Origin of the sequence: Pseudomonas sp. SWRI81 (genome assembly GCF_014268545.1) — a bacterium.
In the GTDB taxonomy this organism is placed as follows: Bacteria; Pseudomonadota; Gammaproteobacteria; order Pseudomonadales; family Pseudomonadaceae; genus Aquipseudomonas; species Aquipseudomonas hamedanensis.
On the sequence record NZ_JABWQS010000009.1, the window covers coordinates 84,164 to 101,412 of the forward strand.

General features: G+C 63.3%; 11 protein-coding genes. 4 read left to right on the plus strand and 7 right to left on the minus strand.

Features of this window, described 5'->3' with window-relative positions:
• Positions 1-3 precede the first annotated feature (3 nt).
• Positions 4-414 (minus strand): response regulator, encoded by a 411-nt coding sequence (locus HU765_RS08450; RefSeq protein ID WP_346727515.1) that lies wholly within the window; start codon positions 412-414, stop codon positions 4-6.
• Positions 411-1,400 (minus strand): response regulator, encoded by a 990-nt coding sequence (locus HU765_RS08455; RefSeq protein ID WP_186619729.1) that lies wholly within the window; start codon positions 1,398-1,400, stop codon positions 411-413. The genes HU765_RS08450 and HU765_RS08455 overlap by 4 nt, the downstream gene beginning before the upstream one ends.
• A 260-nt stretch (positions 1,401-1,660) precedes the next feature.
• On the opposite strand from HU765_RS08455, the gene HU765_RS08460 reads away from it, so the two are divergent.
• Positions 1,661-6,904: an AAA family ATPase gene (locus tag HU765_RS08460; RefSeq protein ID WP_238344668.1), complete on the plus strand. Its 5,244-nt coding sequence runs from the start codon at positions 1,661-1,663 to the stop codon at positions 6,902-6,904.
• Between the two features lie 96 nt (positions 6,905-7,000).
• Here HU765_RS08460 and HU765_RS08465 read toward each other — a convergent pair whose 3' ends face one another.
• The 5 genes from HU765_RS08465 to HU765_RS08485 all read right to left on the minus strand — a co-directional run bounded on the left by HU765_RS08465 (position 7,001) and on the right by HU765_RS08485 (position 12,831).
• Entirely contained in the window at positions 7,001-7,522 is a 522-nt protein-coding gene (locus tag HU765_RS08465; RefSeq protein ID WP_238344669.1) for an AraC family transcriptional regulator, read from the minus strand.
• 43 nt (positions 7,523-7,565) lie between these two features.
• Positions 7,566-8,678 (minus strand): alkene reductase, encoded by a 1,113-nt coding sequence (locus HU765_RS08470; RefSeq protein ID WP_186619730.1) that lies wholly within the window; start codon positions 8,676-8,678, stop codon positions 7,566-7,568.
• 171 nt (positions 8,679-8,849) lie between these two features.
• Positions 8,850-11,084, minus strand: a complete 2,235-nt coding sequence (locus HU765_RS08475; protein WP_186619731.1) for a molybdopterin cofactor-binding domain-containing protein — start codon at positions 11,082-11,084, stop codon at positions 8,850-8,852.
• Positions 11,081-11,554, minus strand: a complete 474-nt coding sequence (locus tag HU765_RS08480) for a (2Fe-2S)-binding protein (RefSeq protein WP_186619732.1) — start codon at positions 11,552-11,554, stop codon at positions 11,081-11,083. The genes HU765_RS08475 and HU765_RS08480 overlap by 4 nt, the downstream gene beginning before the upstream one ends.
• Positions 11,551-12,831 (minus strand): c-type cytochrome, encoded by a 1,281-nt coding sequence (locus HU765_RS08485; RefSeq protein WP_186619784.1) that lies wholly within the window; start codon positions 12,829-12,831, stop codon positions 11,551-11,553. Before HU765_RS08485 ends, HU765_RS08480 begins: the two co-directional genes overlap by 4 nt.
• Before the next feature lie 286 nt (positions 12,832-13,117).
• Here HU765_RS08485 and HU765_RS08490 point away from each other — a divergent pair, with 286 nt between their 5' ends.
• The 3 genes from HU765_RS08490 to HU765_RS08500 all read left to right on the plus strand — a co-directional run bounded on the left by HU765_RS08490 (position 13,118) and on the right by HU765_RS08500 (position 17,248).
• Positions 13,118-14,320 carry an MFS transporter gene (locus tag HU765_RS08490; RefSeq protein ID WP_186619733.1) on the plus strand — a complete coding sequence of 401 codons (1,203 nt, stop codon included), beginning with the start codon at positions 13,118-13,120 and terminating at the stop codon, positions 14,318-14,320.
• Positions 14,321-14,679: 359 nt separating this feature from the next.
• The gene (locus HU765_RS08495; RefSeq protein WP_186619734.1) at positions 14,680-15,603 is read left to right on the plus strand and encodes a LysR family transcriptional regulator; all 924 of its coding nucleotides are present in this window, start codon (positions 14,680-14,682) and stop codon (positions 15,601-15,603) included.
• A 142-nt stretch (positions 15,604-15,745) separates the two neighbouring features.
• On the plus strand, positions 15,746-17,248 hold the full coding sequence (locus tag HU765_RS08500) for a diguanylate cyclase (RefSeq protein ID WP_186619735.1): 1,503 nt from the start codon (positions 15,746-15,748) through the stop codon (positions 17,246-17,248).
• Position 17,249: the final 1 nt, after the last annotated feature.

Consider the following 17,249-nt stretch of genomic DNA (forward strand, 5'->3'; position numbering starts at 1 on the left):
GTTTCAGTGCGGGCGATGCAGTGCCCTGTCGAGGGCCGCCAGCAGCAGCTCTTCGTCAAAGGGTTTGCACAGACACTCGAACGCCCGGTAATGCCCGGTCTCGGCGAGTGCTGCCTCATCCCAATGGGCCGACATACAGATCACCGGAAACTGTCGGGGCCGGCCGAGCAACGCGCGCATCACCTCGATGCCGGAAAGACCGGGCATGCGCAGATCCAGCAGCAGGCAAGCGATGTCAGCCAGATCGGCTTCAGCCAGAAACGCTTCGCCACTGGCATAGACCTGCGCGCGGTAGCCGACCGAACGCAGCAGGTTCGACAGGCTTTTGCGCACGGAAGCGTCGTCGTCAACGATACAGACGATGGTCGGGCGGGCGCTGTCGGCCGCCGTCGGGCGACCTGCCACGCCGCTCACGACAGGCTCGATGGGCCAGGCGAAGGCGCAGCGCTGATCAGTCCGTAGAGTTCGACGAGATTGACCAGCGAGCGGGTCTGCATCTTCGCCATGATGTGCTTGCGATGAACCTTGGCGGTCACTTCACTGGTGCCCAACTGGTTGGCGATCTGTTTGTTCGACAGACCGCCGACGATCAGCGGCAGCACCTCACGTTCACGCGGCGTCAGTTGCGCCGCCAGTTGCCGGACGTGTTGAACCCGTTGCCACTGATCGAACGCCGTCGCTGCATGCTGACGGGTGCTGCGCAAAACACCTAGCAGTTCATCGTCGTTGAACGGCTTGGTCAGAAACTCCACAGCGCCGGCCTTCATGGCCTGCACCGACATCGGAATGGTGCCGTGGCCGGTCATGAAGATCACCGGCCACGGATGGCCGCGCTCGTTCAGTGCCGCCTGCAACTGCAAACCTGTGGTGTCGGGCAAACTGACGTCGAGCAGCAGGCACGCCGGGCCATTGTCGAGGTTGGCCTCGAGCAGTTCTTCGGCCGACTGGAAAATCCGGTGCTCGATGCCTTCGGCGCGCAACAACCGGCTCAGCGCGGTGCGCACGCAGGCCTCATCGTCGACGACAAATACCGGCACCGAGTGCGCCTCGACCGGCGGCGGCTGCGCCACGATCGGCGCCGAGGCCAGGGCAGTGAACACGGGCAGTTTGGGTTCGTGGTCTTTCAATAATCGGTAACCTCGACGGGGAACCGTCTGGATGATTTCTTTTTCCCCGAGCAGTTTGCGCAGCGAGGAAATCTGCACCTGCAGATTGTTCTCTTCGACGACGATGTCCGGCCAAACCTGATTGATCAGTTCGTTTTTGCTGACGATCCGCCCGTCGGCCTGCATCAGCACCGTAAGTATTTCAAACGCCCGCCCGCCCACGCGCAGGGGCCGGCCATCGAGAAAGGCTTCGCGCCGTTCCAGGGAAATCGTGGCTTGGCCGAGTCGGATCATGCAGGCCTCTGCGTCGCGGTGAAAAGGAGAAGGCGGGGCGCCGGGTTATCTGGCTCGTACGCTAGGGGACGGCTTGCGATAAAGCAATTATCCCGAGGGATAAGACGCGCGCTTTCAGAGCACCACGTGAACCGGTGCAAGGCTCTGGACGGCCATCTTGAGGCCGTCGACGGACATCGGCGCAGCGGCTGGCCCTTTTGCAAAAACCGCTGCGTATACTTCGTCACCAGCCTGAATTCCATTTCCAGCGGTGAATGTGTATGCCCGGCCAGACCTCCTTGCCAGCGGTTTCCTGCGCTAACGATGCCCCGGCGCTCGATGAAGCGTGGCTTGAAGGTTGCCGGTTCAGCCTGTTGCGCCGCGACCATGAGCTGACCTGGTTCACCCTTCAGGACAGCCGCTCGGGCGAGGCGTGGTTCGCCGTGCGCGCGCCGATTCAACGACCGGCGCTGTGCAAGCGGCTGGAGCGCGGTCTCCATGTGCAGTTGCCCTCGCAGTGGGCGATCAACCCATTGGCGCTTGTTCGTTCGGCCGACGGTCCCGTGTTGGTATATCCGCACTGGGGCACGCCGCTGGCTGGACTGATCGACGCCGCTGGGCTGCCGCTCGGTCGAGTGCTGAATATCGCCGTCGCTGCCGCCACTGCTCTGGCCCACACTCGCCATCCCGGCCCCCCGCAAAACCCTGTGGGAGCGAGCCTGCTCGTGAAAGCGGTGGATTTGGCAACAGAGATGTCGGCTCAAATGACCGCTTCGCGAGCAGGCTCGCTCCCACAGGGATTTCTATTGCCGTGGCATCTGATGGTCGGCGCGGACGACAGCGTCCGGCTGATGGGCTTCCACATTCAGGCGCAGGAAACGCCGGTCGCTGAACTGCCAAGTCCCGAGCACTGGCCTTATCTGGCGCCGGAACAGCTGCAGCGCGATGGCGTCAACGTCGATGAGCGCAGCGATGTGTATGCGCTCTCGGCCATCCTCTATGAGGCCCTGACCGGTCGCCCGCCGCTGACCGCTCGCGATGCGTCGCAATGGCTGCATGTGCACGCCGCCGTCGAGCCGTTGTCGCCGGCCGACTATATTCCCGAACTGCCGCAAGGCATTTGCCATGTGTTGCTCAAAGGCTTGGCCAAGGAGCCTGACGCGCGTTATCAGAGTCTCGAATCGCTGGCCGCTGACCTCAACTGGTGTCTACGCCAGTGGCAGCGAAAGGGCCAGATCGAGCCGTTCCGCCTCGGTGCCTTCGATGCGCGGGCGGCGGCCACGCGCGGTGACGTGCTGTTTGGCCGCGATGGCGAACGCGCGCAACTGCTGGAACAGATCCAGCGCGTGCGCAGCGACGGCATTGCTCGCGTGCTGCTGGTTGCCGGCGCGCCGGGGGCGGGCAAGTCGGCGCTGATCCAGCAAGGCCTGCGCACGCACGCGCCCGGTTACTGGGCCAGCGGCAAAATGGATCTGGCGCAGAACAACCGGCCTTTTGCGCCACTGGCACAGATTTTCCGCTCGCTGATCAGCCAGGTGTTGGCCAAGCCCGGGCTGGCCTTGCAGGCCCTCAGCGAGCAACTGAGTGAAACCCTCAAGGGCCGTGGCCGTTTGCTGGTGGACCTGGCGCCAGAAGCCGAATTGCTGATCGGCGCCACCACCGAACTGCCGAACATGCCGGCGCGTCATGCCCTCGATCGGGTCAATCGGGCGCTGCTCGATGTGCTGGAGGTCTTCGCCCAACCGGGGCATCCGCTGTTGCTGTTCATCGATGATGTGCAGTGGGCTGACGACTCGACCCAGGCGTTTCTCCAAGCTTTCATTGCCCGGCCAACGCGGCATTTACTGCTGATTCTCGCGTATCGCGAAGGCGAGTTGCCGAACGGCGAGGGCGGATGGCTTGATCAGCTGCGCGCAGCCCCGGCGTTGCCAGTCACCGACCTTGAGTTAGGCCCGCTGTCGGTGCAGGCCGTCGCGCAACTGATGGCTGTCGAACTCGATGCCGACGTCGACAACCTCCCGGCGCTGGCCTCTGTCGTGCATTTCAAAACCGCGGGCAATCCGTTGTTCGTCAGTCAGGTGGCGCGCGCCTTGGTCGATGAGCGCCTGCTGCGTTTTGATGCCGGGACGCGGCACTGGGTCTGGAATCAGGGTGACGTGGACGGCTACCGCTACGCCGATAATGTCGCCGAGTTGATGGTGCAGCGCTTGCAGCGTCTGCCGGCCAGTGCCCGGGAAGTGCTGCGCACGGCGGGTTATGTCGGTGGCCGCTGTGACGACGCACTGTTGCGCCGTTTGCTGCCGGGCGATCCCGCGCAATGGGCGCGTGACGTGGACTATCTGGTCGGCACCGGGTTTCTTCTACGCGAACCGGGCCAACTGGTCTTTCCCCACGACCGCGTGCTGGAGGCGGCCGCCGCCCTGACAGCACCGGCGGGGCGCGCCGCCGAGCATGCGCGCATTGCCGGCGCCATGCTCGATCACTGGGGCGAGCAGCGTCAGGCGCGGGTGTTCGACATTGCCAGTCAGATTCAGCGCAGTCAGGTTGATGGGCTGCAAGAACCCCGGCGCGCCGATTTCATTCAGTTGTTGGTCGAGGCCGCCGAGCGCGCCCGCGACACCGCGGCTGTCGAGCAGGCCGTGGATTATTTGCGCACTGCCGAGCGCTTGTTGGGCGCCGCGGGATGGTCGCAGCTCTACCCGCAAGCCTTCGCCGCGCGCTGGCTGGCGGCCGAATGCGCGATGTTGCTGGCGGATCTGCCGGGTGCGCAACAACGCCTTGATGACTGTCTGTGCCACGCCGGTACCGCGCTGGACCAAGCCAAAACCTATCGTCTGCGGGCGACCCTGCGCACCTTGGACTCCGATTATCATGGTGCGATCAGCGAAGCGCTGGACGGGCTCGCACTGCTGGGCATTGCCTTGCAGCGTCGGCCATCGAAGGCGCAAGTGGGCGAAGCGTTCGAGCGGGTTCGGCAATTGGTCGGCGCACGGCGCATTGCTGACCTGACCGCGCTGCCCAAGGCGTGCGACCCGCAAATCGAAGTGGCAATGCAGCTGCTGAGCACGCTGATCGCTTCATTCTTCGTACAGGACGATATTGCCTTTCTGCACTTGGCGAAGATGGTCGAACTGACCTTGCTGCACGGCACCACGCCGAGTAGCGGCTATGGTTTTGCCTGGTACGGCGTGATGATCGCCGACCGCTATGGCGAGTACGTCGACGGCGTCGCTTTCGCCGAACTGGCCTTGGCACTCACCGACCTGCACGGCTATGAAGCCGGGCGCGCCGGCACGCTGGTGGCGCTTGATCAGGTCAGCCCGTGGACCCGGCCAATGACCTATGCCCGGCAAAAAGCCTTCGCCGCGTTTGAGTGCGGCCAGGCCGGTGGCGACCTGGGCATGTCGTGTTATGCCTGTAATCACATCGGCTCGGATCTGCTGTTCATGGGCGAACCGCTGCACAGTGTGGTGAACGAGCTGGACCTCGGCCTGCGCTGGGTGCGGCAGTTTCACTACATCGACATTGAGCGCATTCTGTTGGCGCAACAGACGTTCGCCAGTGACTTGCGCAACGGACCTGAGCCTCGCTCGATCAGCGAACTGGATACCTTGGAACATGACCGCTTCGGCCCGCTCGATCGTGAGCGTGTTTCGCAGCCCACGCTGTTCTGGCGGTGGTTGTACTCAGGCATGTCGGCGTTCTATTTCGGCGATGTGCGCTATGCGTTGCGACGCTTTGAAGCCGCCGAGGCGCTGACCTGGTCGTTGCCGGCGCACATCGATCTGGCCCAATACTACCTGTTTTACAGCCTGGCGCTGGCCAGTCCCGAGGCACCGGGTTCTGTTGCCGAAAAGCTGGAGAAACTCGCGCAGCAACGTCAGCGCTTTTTGCCGTGGGTTGAGCTCAATCCATCGACATTCAGCAACAAACTGCTGCTGATCGAAGGTGCAATGGCCCGCGTTCGCGGTGAGGGGCTGGTTGCCATTCGCTGCTTCGACCAGTCGCAGATTGCCGCGGCCGCCGCCGGGTTTATCCATGAGCAAGCACTGGCCCATGAACAACTGGCCGAGGTCTGCCGATTCAATGGCCTGGTCTCCGGTATGCATCATCACCTGCGTGTCGCCCGCGATTGCTATGGACTGTGGGGGGCTGAAGCCAAGGCTCGGCAGCTCGAAGCACTGCACCCGTTTCTCGCCCGCGAGCACTCGCTGGAAACCGTAACGCCGGTGACGCGCGGGCGCCTTGATCTGGAAGTCGGGATTGAAGCGGCCCGCGCGGTTTCGCAAGAAGTGTTGCTGGATCGGCTGGTCGAAACCCTGATGAATCACTTGATGATCCAGGCCGGCGCCGATCAGGGCGCGTTGCTGCTGGTCGCCGAGGGTGAGCTGCAACTGGCCGCCGCTGCGCACGTGGAAGCAGGCAATGTGCGGGTCAGTCAGGACAACGACCGCTCACTGGAGCACATTGCGCCGGTTTCAGTGCTCAACGCCACCATGCGCACCCGCACGCCGCTGGTGCTCGACGATGCCCGCACCGATTGCCCCGAAGCCTACAGCGCCGACCTGCAGCAGCGGCAGACGCGCTCGATGATGTGCCTGCCGCTGCTCAAGCAAGGTGCGCTGATTGGCCTGGTTTACCTGGAAAACAGTCTGGTGCCCAAGCTGTTCGGTGCCGAACGCCTGACCATGCTGGAAATCCTCGCCTCGCAGGCAGCGGTGTCGCTGCAAACCGCGCGTCTCTACGCGCAACTGGTCGAAGACAACCGCTTGCGCGCGCAAATGGAAGCCGACTTGCGCAGTTCGCGGGCGGAACTGGCGCGTAACTCGCACCTGAAAATGATGGGCGAGTTGTCGGCCTCGATTGCCCACGAAATCAGCCAGCCGCTGCTGGGGATTTCTTCCAATGCCTCGGCGAGCTTGCGCTGGCTCAAGCGCGACACGCCGGATCTGACCGAAGCGATTCAGGGCCTGGAGGACATCCGTTCCGACAGCGCGCGGGCCACCGAGATCGTTCAGGCCTTGCGTGCGTTGGCCAAACAGGCGCCGTTGCAGCGGCTGCCAGTGTCGATTGATGCGTTGATTGGTGAGGTCGTGCAACTGACGGCCAGCGACGTGCACAACCGTAGCGTCACCTTGCACACGCAACTCAATGCTGCTGAGCCGGTGTTGGGGGATCGGGTGCAGATTCAGCAGGTGATTTATAACCTGATCGTTAACGCACTGGAGGCGATGGCCGGGCAGGGCGTTGCTGACGGACGCTTGAGTATCGAATCGACGATCAGCGATGGGCAGGTCTGCGTGTGCTTTCAGGACAGTGGACCGGGAATCGCCGAGCATCAGCGTGAGGAGATTTTTGATGCGTTCTTCACCACCAAGGGCAGTGGAATGGGCATGGGCCTGGCGATTTGCCGGACGGTGATTGGCGCCCATGGCGGGACGTTGCGCGTGGAGGACAGCGAGGCGGGTGCGCGGATTTGTTTCAGGCTGCCGCTCGCATCGGGTGCCAGGCTCGAACGCCGCTAGTCTCTCCCGACGCACGTGCTGGCTGACTAGCGAAAAAAAAGGCCGCGGTAACGCGGCCCAAAAGGGAGGAGTGAACAAAACGCTTTGAAGATCAAATCAAGGCCGCAGTTCCGTCGAATGCTTCAAGACCGTCGAATTGAGCAAACCCTCGTCGAGCCGCCACGTATCGGCATCAACCACCGCCAGCCGCGCATTACACACGGCCTGACGCCAAACCTTCGGCGGCATTCCCACCAACCGCCCGAACGTGCGCGTGAAGTGCGAGTGATCGGAAAAACCGCACTCATAAACAATGTCGGTAATCGCCATCGAGGTCAGCAACAAAGCCTTCGCCTTGTCGATTTTCATCCTCAGCATCCATTCCTGCGGCGAGCTGCCGGTGACAATCTTGAACGCCCGGGAAAAATGACTGCGCGACAGATTGCAATGTTCAGCGATTTCGCTGACGCGCAAGCTGCGGCTCAAGTCGCGCAGCATGTAGGCCTTGGCACGACGCTCCTGCCAGCCGGACAGCGCGCCCAATGGGCGCGCCAGGTGGCAGGGCGGGTCTGACTTCTCCGATTGCGGGTTCATGGCGGCTCTCCTGATCGATGGGGAAAGTCTGGCCGCGGGCGACATTTAAAGTCCTTAAACAAACCTTAAAAGTTATGAAGGCCGGACCTCAGGCGTGGAACGGGTAATCGACGTAACCGCGCTCAGCGCCGCCGAAGAAACTGCTCGGATCCGGCGTGTTCAGCTCAAGGCCATCGCGCAGACGACGCGGCAGGTCCGGATTGGCCAGAAACGGTCGGCCGAAGGCAATCAGGTCGGCGCGATTGGCGATCAGCGCCTGCTCGGCGGACGCTGCGTCATACCCGCCAGCGAGGATCAGCACGCCGTTCCAGGTATTGCGCAACTGGGCGATGATTGCGTCCCAGCGCGGATCGAAGTGTTCGTCCTTGACCGTGCCGACCATGGCCGGCTCGACCAGGTGCAGGTACGCCAGATTCCACTGATTGAGCGCTTCGACCAGATAACCGAATGTCGCTTCGGGCGTGTCATCGCCCATGCCCATAAAGCGGCCCATCGGCGTCAGGCGCACGCCAACGCGCTCGGCACCGACTTCGTCAGCGACGGCTGCAACCACGTCGAGCAGAAAGCGCGCGCGGTTCTCCACGCTGCCGCCATAACTATCGTTGCGCTGGTTGCTGTTGCTGTTGAGAAATTGATCGAGCAGATAACCGTTACCGGCATGGATTTCCACGCCGTCCATCCCGGCGTTCATCGCATTGCGTGCGGCGCGGCGATAGTCTTCGACAATGTCGGCGATTTCCGCTGTTTCTAGCGCACGTGGCACCGGTACATCGCCCCAGACGCCATGGCCTTCGTCGTCGACGATAAAGGTCTTGCCCGGCACTGGCAGTGCGCTCGGTGCAACGGGCAGACCGGCGTCCGGCTGGAAACTCGGATGCGATACGCGGCCGACGTGCCACAGCTGCATGAAGATCAGACCGTGCGCCTCATGCACCGCTGTGCTGACGTCACGCCATGCCTGAACTTGCGCATCGGTGTAGATGCCCGGCGTCCACGCGTAGCCCTGGCCTTGTTGGGAAATCTGCGTGGCCTCGGTGATGATCAGTGCGGCACTGGCGCGTTGGCGGTAATACTCGGCGTTCATCGAGGTCGGCACGTCGCCCGGCTGGCCGGCGCGCGAGCGGGTCAGCGGCGCCATCGCCACGCGGTGGGCAAGGGTGTAAGGGCCGAGTGCGATCGGTTGAAACAGGCGACGGGTCATGGGTAGCTCCGGATTTCGATGAGTTGGGTTCAAGCGCGGCAGCCAGGTGCCGCTCGCAGTGCAGGTAACTTAACCGGGGGGCGCGGGGCTGATAATCCGTGGCCGGCGCTACGCTGTTTTGCGCGCCGCGCAACGGCGCCCGCGCTCATCGGCGATGAACGCGGGCGCGCTTCAGGCGGGTTGGCTGGAGCGGGTCAACGGCAGGTTCAGCCAGCGCCGGCCCGTGGCGTTGGCAACCGCATTGCCGAGGGCGGCGGCCATCGGTCCTTGAACGATTTCTGCGGCGCCGAGAAAGGGTTGTCCCGGTTGATCGAGCAAGTGCACGTCGACTTTTTTCGGCAACTGCGTGAAGCGCAAAATCGGGTAGCCGCTCCAGTCGTAGCTGCGAATGCCGCCGGCGTCGTAGGCGACTTTTTCATAGAGCGTCCAGCTCGCCGACTGCACGATGCCACCCTCGACCTGATTGCGCAGGCCATCGGGGCTGACGATCTGGCCGACGTCCACCGCCGTCACCACATGATCGACCCGGATGTCGCCAGTCTGCGGATGCACCCACAGCTTCACCGCGATAGCGCAGTAACCCATGATGTTTTTGTAGCGGGCGAAGGCGAAACCGATCCCGGCGCCGGGCTCGCTGCTTTTGTGCGGCCAGCCGATTTCGTCACGCACACGCTCGATCACCGCACGGGCGCGCGGGTCGCTCAGGTGCGCGAGACGCAACGCCAGCGGATCGATGCCGGCCTTGATCGCCAACTCATCGATACTTGCCTCGATAGCGAAGATATTGATGTGCGCGCCCAGCGAGCGCATGGCCGAGGTGCGAAAGGGCATTTCGGTGACGAAGTTCATGTTGATCTGCGTTGAACCCAGATCGTACAGCGGCACCGCGTTGCGATCGCCGTCACCTTCGGGCTGGGCGATCGGCACCGAGGGCGCCGAGGCGAATGGTTTGGCCAACAAGCGCGCTGGCAACAGGCGCCCGGCATTGACGATGCGTTCGTTGTGCGGGGTGGTCCATAGCTCGTAGTTCCAATCCTGCAAACGGCCCTGGCTGAGGCCGGCGTCGACCTCCGTGACCATCGCCGAACTGTACGGCTCCCAGAGATTTTCCTGCTCGCGCATCCATTGCACGCGCACTGGCGTGCCGGGCAGGCGCATGGCGATTAATGCGGCATCAGCGGCGGCATCATCGGCGCCGTTGTGGCCGTAACAGCCTGAGCCTTCGGTATGAATGCAGCGCACGCGTTCTGGCGGCAGGCGGAGCATTTCGGCGATGCCTGCGCGCAGCGGATAGACGCCCTGGGTGTGGGTCCAGACCGTGAGCACGCCGTCCTTGAACCAGGCCACCGCGCAGGACGGGCCGATCGAACCGTGCATCAGGTATTGTTTGGTCACCCGGGCCTTGAATCGCACATCGGCCACGCCATTGGGCGAACCGCTATGGCTGATCGGATAGCGCTTGGAGGGCAAGCGCTTGAGCAAATCATGAATCCCGGAGGCCTCGGGAATGACTTCGCCGCCGCTCCACTTGGCACTTTCAATGCCGCTGCGCATGGCCTTGATCGCTTGCCATTCATCACGGGCGACCACGGCCAGATAGTTGCCATCGCGGATCACCTTGACTACGCCGTTCAGCGCTTCGATGGGCGCTGCATCGAATGCTTGCAGCGTGCAGCCCGGGCGCGGCGGGCGGATCACCCGCGCATGCAGTATGCCCGGCAAGCGCATGTCCTGCACGAATGCCGCGCCGCCGCTGACTTTGCCCGGGATGTCCAGACGCGGCAAGTTATGCCCGATCAGTTTGAAGTCGGCCGCCGCCATCGTCGGTGACTGCGCCTTGGCGTATTGGTGCACATCGACATGGCCGACCGCGTCGGCGTAAGTCATCCGTTGCCCGGCCGGGCCTTCGATCACGCCGTCGCGGGTGTTCAGCAATGCTGCATCGATTTGCCAATTGCGTGCGGCGGCATCGACGAGCATTTCGCGCACCTGCGCGGCGGCGTTGTACAGCGCGGTGCCGCTGTCGAAAATGCTGTGGCTACCGGCGGTGTAACCTTCGTTGGGCGTCAGCGCGGTGTCGGCGGTGAGCAAGTTGATCGCGCTCGCGGGCACTTGCAAACGTTCAGCGGCGATTTGCAGCAGCGCGGTTTTCACACCGGTGCCCAGTTCAACCTTGCCGGTGTACACGGTGATACCGTCGGCGCCGATGCGAATCCAGGCGTCGAGGTATGGGTTGGTGCGCAGGCTGCCGGGCAGATCGGGGGCCAGCACCACGGTGCCGAGGGTGTCGACCTCGCTGTCGGCCAAAGCACGCCGCGCCACTGGCGTCAGAGTGAACGCCATGAGCAACGCGCCACCGCGCAGGAAGGCTCGGCGGCTGGGGTTCAAGCCGTTTGATTCGCTCATGACAGGCTCCCGTTGTGCCCGGCCACCTGTTTGATCGCCTCGATGATGCGCAGATGTGTACCGCAGCGGCACAGATTGCCGGCCATGTGCTCGCGGATGGTTGGCTCATCCGGATGCGGATCGCGTTCAAGCAACGACTGTGCGCGCATCAACATGCCGGCGATGCAGTAGCCGCATTGCGCCGCCTGCTTGTCGATGAACGCCGCTTGCAATGCGCCGGGTTTTTCTGCGCTGCCGAGGCTTTCCACGGTCCGAATCTTTTTGCCTTCAAGACCTGCGCACGGCGTCAGGCAGGCGAACACCGGTTGATCGTCGACGATCACCGTGCAGGCGCCGCACTGGCCCAGGCCGCAGCCGTACTTGGCACCGTTGAGGTTCAAGTGATTGCGCAGCGCGTAGAGCAGCGGCATGTCCGGCTCCAGCTCCAGCGCTTGGGTGGCTCCATTGACGTTGAGAGTGATCTGGCTCATTTCGTCTCCTGACGTAACGCTTCAATAGTGGAAGAGAGGTCGGCCCACGGCTGATCGGCTCTGGCTTGCTGGCGCAGGTAAGCGGCGAGGGCGGCGAGTTGGGCGTTGTCGAGGCTGGCGGCGAACGGCGGCATCACCGGGCCGGGCGAGCCGGGAATGGCGGGCACACCTTCGAGCACGGTCTTGAGGAAGTTGCGCGAACTGGCGGCTTGCAACGCCGAGGTGTCTTGCAGGCCCGGGCGTCCGTCGATCTCACGCATTGGCGCGGCGGGGGCGTGGCATCCGGCGCAGGCGCTGCTGAAGAGCTGGGCGCCGGTTGTGTGATCCGCTGGGCTACTGGGCTGCTTTTTCGCGGTGGTTTCCGTTACTGCGTGAGGGCTTTGCAGGCTCAGCAGATACTCGGCAATCGCCTCGGCTTCACTGGCCGGCAGACGCGCCAGGCTCAGGCTGACCGGACGCATCGGACCGGCCGGCGTGCCGTGGCCATCGACCACGTCGGCGCGCAGGTAGCCGACCAATTGCTCAGGGTTCCACGGGTTGGCGCGTTGGCCCAGACCGACCAGCGGCGGCGCGTTCCAGCCATCGACGCTGCCGCCCTGAAGATACTCCGAGGATTTCTCCGCGCCGATCAGGTTCAGCGGCGAATGGCAGCCGGCGCAGTGACCCGGGCCGTCGACCAGATAGCGTCCGCGATTCCACGCCGCGCTGTGTTCGGCCATCGGCGTCAACGGTTCGCCATGCAGAAACAGCAGGTTCCAGAACGACACCAGCGGACGAATGTTCATCGGGAAATTCATCTGGTTCTGCCGCGCCGGAGCGTGTACGGCGGGGCCGCTCATCAAGTAGGCGTAGGCGTCGGCGATGTCCGCTGCGCTCATGCGCCGGTAGTGCACATAGGGAAAGGCCGGATAGAGAAAATGGCCGTCGCGGGCAATACCCTGACGCATCGCTCGTTCGAAGGCCGGCAGCGACCACTCGCCAATACCCGTCTGCGCATCCGGGGTGATGTTGGTGCTGTACAGCGTGCCGAACGGCGTCACCAACGGCAGCCCGCCGGCCAGGTATTCGCCGCCGGGACGGGTATGGCACACCGCGCAATCACCGGCCTCGACCACCCGCGCGCCGCGTTGCAATTGTGCAGCCTCGAATGAGGTAGGGCGTTTGATCGGTGCGATCGCCGGGCGCCACATCAGCGCGACGGCGCCGATCAGGCCGATCACCGCGAGCACGGCGACGCTGATCCACAGGGTTCTGGATTTGAGCAAATGACTGTTCATGGTCGGCAGGAAAACGCGGCGGGCAGTGGCAGGACGAGTGAAGTACGGGTCATGGAAACGCTCCTTGTAGCAGCCGGGGAAGGGCACCGACGTAGACGTCTGCGCCTGGGGCCAAAGCGTAGAGAAGACACTTGCGGCGGAGAATCACCGGTCCACGCAACAGCGTGTTGCGTCGAAAGCAACGTTGCGCCTGGCGCATCAGTGCGTTGCCCGGCGCACGGATTCTCGTTGCCGTCGGCTGACCGTAGCCTTGGCGCAACTTTCCCGAACTCAACGAGGTGTCACCATGCTTACGGGCAATCCTGCCGTTGCGGCCCCGGCCGAACAGCCTGCTTCACTCTCCGGCCTGATGGTCGCGTTTCTGGCCTTCTGCTGCGGCGCGGTTGTGGCCAATCTGTATTACGCGCAGCCCATCGTCGAACTGATCGCGCCACAGATCGGCCTGTCCAGCGCCAATGCCAGCCTGATCGTTTCGCTGACGCAGTTCGGCTATGCGCTGGGTTTGTTGCTACTGGTGCCGCTGGCCGATCTGATGGAGAACCGCCGTCTGGTGGTGGGCTTCACCCTGGCCGCGAGCGTCACGCTGTTGTGCGCCGGCCTGACCCATTCGCCGTCGCTGTTTCTGCTGTTGTCGTTGCTGATCGGCCTGACCTCGGTCGCCGTGCAGATTCTTGTGCCGCTGGCCGCGCATCTGGCGCCGGAAGCCAGCCGTGGCCGAGTCGTCGGCAATATCATGAGCGGCCTGTTGCTGGGGATTCTGTTGTCGCGGCCACTGTCGAGCCTGCTGGTTGAAGTGTTCGGCTGGCGCGGGGTGTTTTACAGCGCCGCGGCACTGATGGCCGTTATCGCATTGATTACCGCTGTGGCGCTGCCGCGTCGGGTGCCGACGCACAAAGCCACCTACGTCGCGTTGATCGGTTCGGTGTTCGCCCTGGCCCGGCGCTATCCGCTGTTGCGTCAGCGTTCGCTGTATCAGGGTTTGCTGTTTGCCAGCTTCAGTCTGTTCTGGACCCTCGCGCCGATTGAGCTGATGCGCCATCACGGTTTTACCCAGGCGCAGGTGGCGATCTTTGCTCTGGTCGGTGCGGTCGGGGCGATTGCGGCGCCGATTGCCGGGCGTCTGGCCGATGCCGGGCATGCTCGTCGCGGGACGCTGGTGGCGCTGCTGCTGGCGCCCGTATCGCTGTTGATCGCGGCGCTTCCGGGCAGCGGCTATGTCTGGCTGGTGGTGTGTGCGGTGCTGCTGGATTTTGCCGTGCAACTGAACATGGTGCTTGGCCAGCGTGAGGTGTATGCGCTCGATCCGCACAGCCGTGCACGCCTCAACGCGGTGTACATGACCAGCATCTTCGTCGGCGGCGCCCTCGGCTCCCTGATCGCCAGTCCGCTGTACGAGCATTTTGGCTGGAACCTGTCGGCCGTGTTGGTGGCGGTGCTGCCGGCGCTGGCGCTGGCGTTGTTCCTGGGCCGCAAGGCTGACCGGACTTGAATTTCAAGAACTGCACAAGACCCATGTAGGAGTGAGCCTGCTCGCGATGGCGGAGTGTCAGTCAATTCCGTATCAACTGACAGATTGCTATCGCGAGCAGGCTCACTCCTACAGGGGGGGCGAGTGCACCGCCTGCTCGCGTCCCACCACACAACCACTGTGGGAGGGAGCTTGCTCCCGAACGCGGTGGGTCAGCTGGCACATTTGTTGACTGACACACCGCCTTCGCGAGCAAGCCCGCTCCCACAGGTTTGAGGTATACCAGGATGGCGCCAGACGCCGCCAAGCACGACGGTACAAGACGTGTGGCCAACGCTGATGCACAATCACCGGTGCTCCCTCACCACCGGATTCCGCTTATGGACAAGTTGCTGGCCTTGAAGATGTTTGTTGAAACCGTGCGCTGCGGGGGTTATTCCTCGGCGGCGCGCAAACTCGGGATCTCGACGTCTTCAGTGACACGGCAAGTGGCGGGGCTGGAACACGAGTTGGGCGCCAGCCTGCTCAATCGCACCACACGCAATACCAGCGTGACCGTCGCTGGCCAGACCTATTTCGAGAAGGCCGTGGCGATTCTCGATGCCATCGATGAAGCCGATGCGGTAGTGGCTGACCGCGGCAGCGACGCACAGGGTCGATTGCGCATCAGCGTGCCAGTGGAGTTCGGTCGCCGACTTATCGCGCCGCACCTGAGCCGCTTGCTCGAGCGCCATCCGGGGCTGGAGATCAGCCTGTCGTTGAGCGATCAAGTCAGCGATTTGCTCAGCGAGCAGATCGATGTGTCAGTGCGCCTGGGTTCGTCGGTGGTCAGCGAGGACATCGTCAGCAAGCGCGTCGGGCATTTCCAGCGCTGGGTCGTCGCCAGCCCGGATTACCTGGCACGCAGCGCCGTATTGGTTCATCCCCGGGATCTGCTCGAACACCAATGCCTGCGTTTCGATTACGGCGGCAGTCATCACCACTGGACCTTCCAGAGTGACGAAGCGCCCATTCAACTCAACGTCCATGGGCGTCTGCAAAGCAACAACGCCGACATCCTGCGCGAAGCCGCCATCGGTGGCGGCGGGGTGACGCTGTTGGCTGACTGGCTGGTGCGCGACGATGTTGCCGCCGGGCGCCTCACTCGCTTGCTTGAGCACTACGAGGTCAATCCCGGCAGCGCCAGCAGTTGCATCAACGCACTGTATTTGCCCAACCACCGTGGCTCCAGCCGAATCAACGTATTCATCGATTTCCTGGTGGAAATCCTCAATCCCGCGGCCCCGGCCACACCCGCCGCATAGCGCCGGCCAGCCCGCTGCACACTCTGTTGCTGCAGCCGCTTCAGACTGCTTGTATGCTTGCGCCACGGAACACGTGGCCGCGGTCAGTGCCGATGTTCGATTGATGGCTGGAATGGAAACCGGACTTCCTTAAGGTACTGTCGTGAAGCGTGATACCCGTCTTGTAATGCTCCTGCTGTTGGTCATTGGCTGCTCCCTGACTTCGCTGACGATCTGGAAGGTCTGGTCCTCGCGTGAGCGCGCGCTGGCCGAGGTCAATGTGCATGGCCTGAACCTGACCCAGGCGCTCAACACCTACACCGAAGGCATCGTCCGGCAAAGCTCACTGCTGTTGCTCGGGCTGGTCGAACGCCTGGAAGCGGAGGGCAACGGCCCGGCGCAGATCCAGCGCATCAAGACCCTGATCGACAGCCAGCAGTCATTGATGCCGCAGCTCAGCGGCATCACCATTTATGACCGGCATGGGCACTGGCTGATGTCTTCCAACCGGCCGATTCCCGCAGGCGCCAACAGCAGCGACCGCGCCTATTTCATCCACCATCGTGACGACCCGAGCCGCGAGCCGTTCATTGGACCGCCGATCCAGAGCCGTTCCAATCTCGAATGGGTTGTGACGATCAGCCGTCGTTTCAGCGACGCCGAGGGACAGTTTGCCGGCGTCGTCTCGGTGACGCTGGGGGTGGAAAACTTTCTCCGTGTGTTCGGTAAACTCGACGTCGGCCAGGACGGCGCGATCGGTCTGTCGTACACCGACGGCACGCTGCTGGTGCGCTATCCGTTCCGCGAGCAGGACATGGGCCGCAACTTTTCCAAATCGCCGATTTACGCTAAATACCTTGTCGACCGCTCGGTCGGCACCGCCTCGTACACCTCCAGCCTGGACGGCGTCGAGCGGCTCTACGCCTTCCGCAAAAGCGAAAGCCTGCCGCTGATTACCACCGTTGCGCTGGGCAAGGACGAAGCCCTGGCAGCGTGGCGCATCGAGGCAGCGTTGTCGGCGGTGGTGGTGGTCGGGCTATTGGGACTGACCGGGTTGATCGGCTGGTTTTTGATCCTCGATATACGTCGGCGTACCGAGGCGGAGGAGGCGCTGCGCGATGCTCAGCAGCAGTTGCTCGCCTCCAATCGACAGCTGGAATTGCTGGCGATGAAGGACGCGCTGACGGGCTTGGCCAACCGACGCTGCTTCGATGAAACGCTGGCGGTTGAAGCGCGGCGGGCACAGCGTGACGCAACCTCGCTGGCCTTGCTGATGATCGATATCGACCACTTCAAATTATTCAACGACGCCTTGGGCCACGTCGCCGGCGATGCCTGTCTGCAAGCGGTCAGCAAGATCCTTGAAAGCTGCGTGCGGCGCCCGTCGGATCTGGTCGCGCGTTATGGCGGTGAGGAAATGGCCGTGATCATGCCGGCCACCGACAGCGCCGGCGCGACGGTGGTGGCGCAACTGATGCTCGAACGTTTGCGGCAGGCGAACATTGCCCATCCGGGCAGTCCCTTTGGCCAGGTGAGTGTGAGCATTGGTGTTGCTGCAGCTTCAGGCATGCAACTGAACGGAGTGCCTGCGATGATCGAGGCAGCCGATCAGGCGCTGTACCGCGCCAAAGCGGGAGGGCGAAATCGCTTGGCTGCAGACGCCTGAG

What these genes read in the sequence shown, in the direction of transcription:
- HU765_RS08455 (WP_186619729.1), bottom strand. Translation starts at nt 1,400, where the DNA reads ATGATCCGACTCGGCCAAGCCACGATTTCCCTGGAACGGCGCGAAGCC.
- HU765_RS08460 (WP_238344668.1), top strand. Translation starts at nt 1,661, where the DNA reads ATGCCCGGCCAGACCTCCTTGCCAGCGGTTTCCTGCGCTAACGATGCC.
- HU765_RS08465 (WP_238344669.1), bottom strand. Translation starts at nt 7,522, where the DNA reads ATGTCGCCCGCGGCCAGACTTTCCCCATCGATCAGGAGAGCCGCCATG.
- HU765_RS08470 (WP_186619730.1), bottom strand. Translation starts at nt 8,678, where the DNA reads ATGACCCGTCGCCTGTTTCAACCGATCGCACTCGGCCCTTACACCCTT.
- HU765_RS08475 (WP_186619731.1), bottom strand. Translation starts at nt 11,084, where the DNA reads ATGAGCGAATCAAACGGCTTGAACCCCAGCCGCCGAGCCTTCCTGCGC.
- HU765_RS08480 (WP_186619732.1), bottom strand. Translation starts at nt 11,554, where the DNA reads ATGAGCCAGATCACTCTCAACGTCAATGGAGCCACCCAAGCGCTGGAG.
- HU765_RS08485 (WP_186619784.1), bottom strand. Translation starts at nt 12,831, where the DNA reads ATGAACAGTCATTTGCTCAAATCCAGAACCCTGTGGATCAGCGTCGCC.
- HU765_RS08490 (WP_186619733.1), top strand. Translation starts at nt 13,118, where the DNA reads ATGCTTACGGGCAATCCTGCCGTTGCGGCCCCGGCCGAACAGCCTGCT.
- HU765_RS08495 (WP_186619734.1), top strand. Translation starts at nt 14,680, where the DNA reads ATGGACAAGTTGCTGGCCTTGAAGATGTTTGTTGAAACCGTGCGCTGC.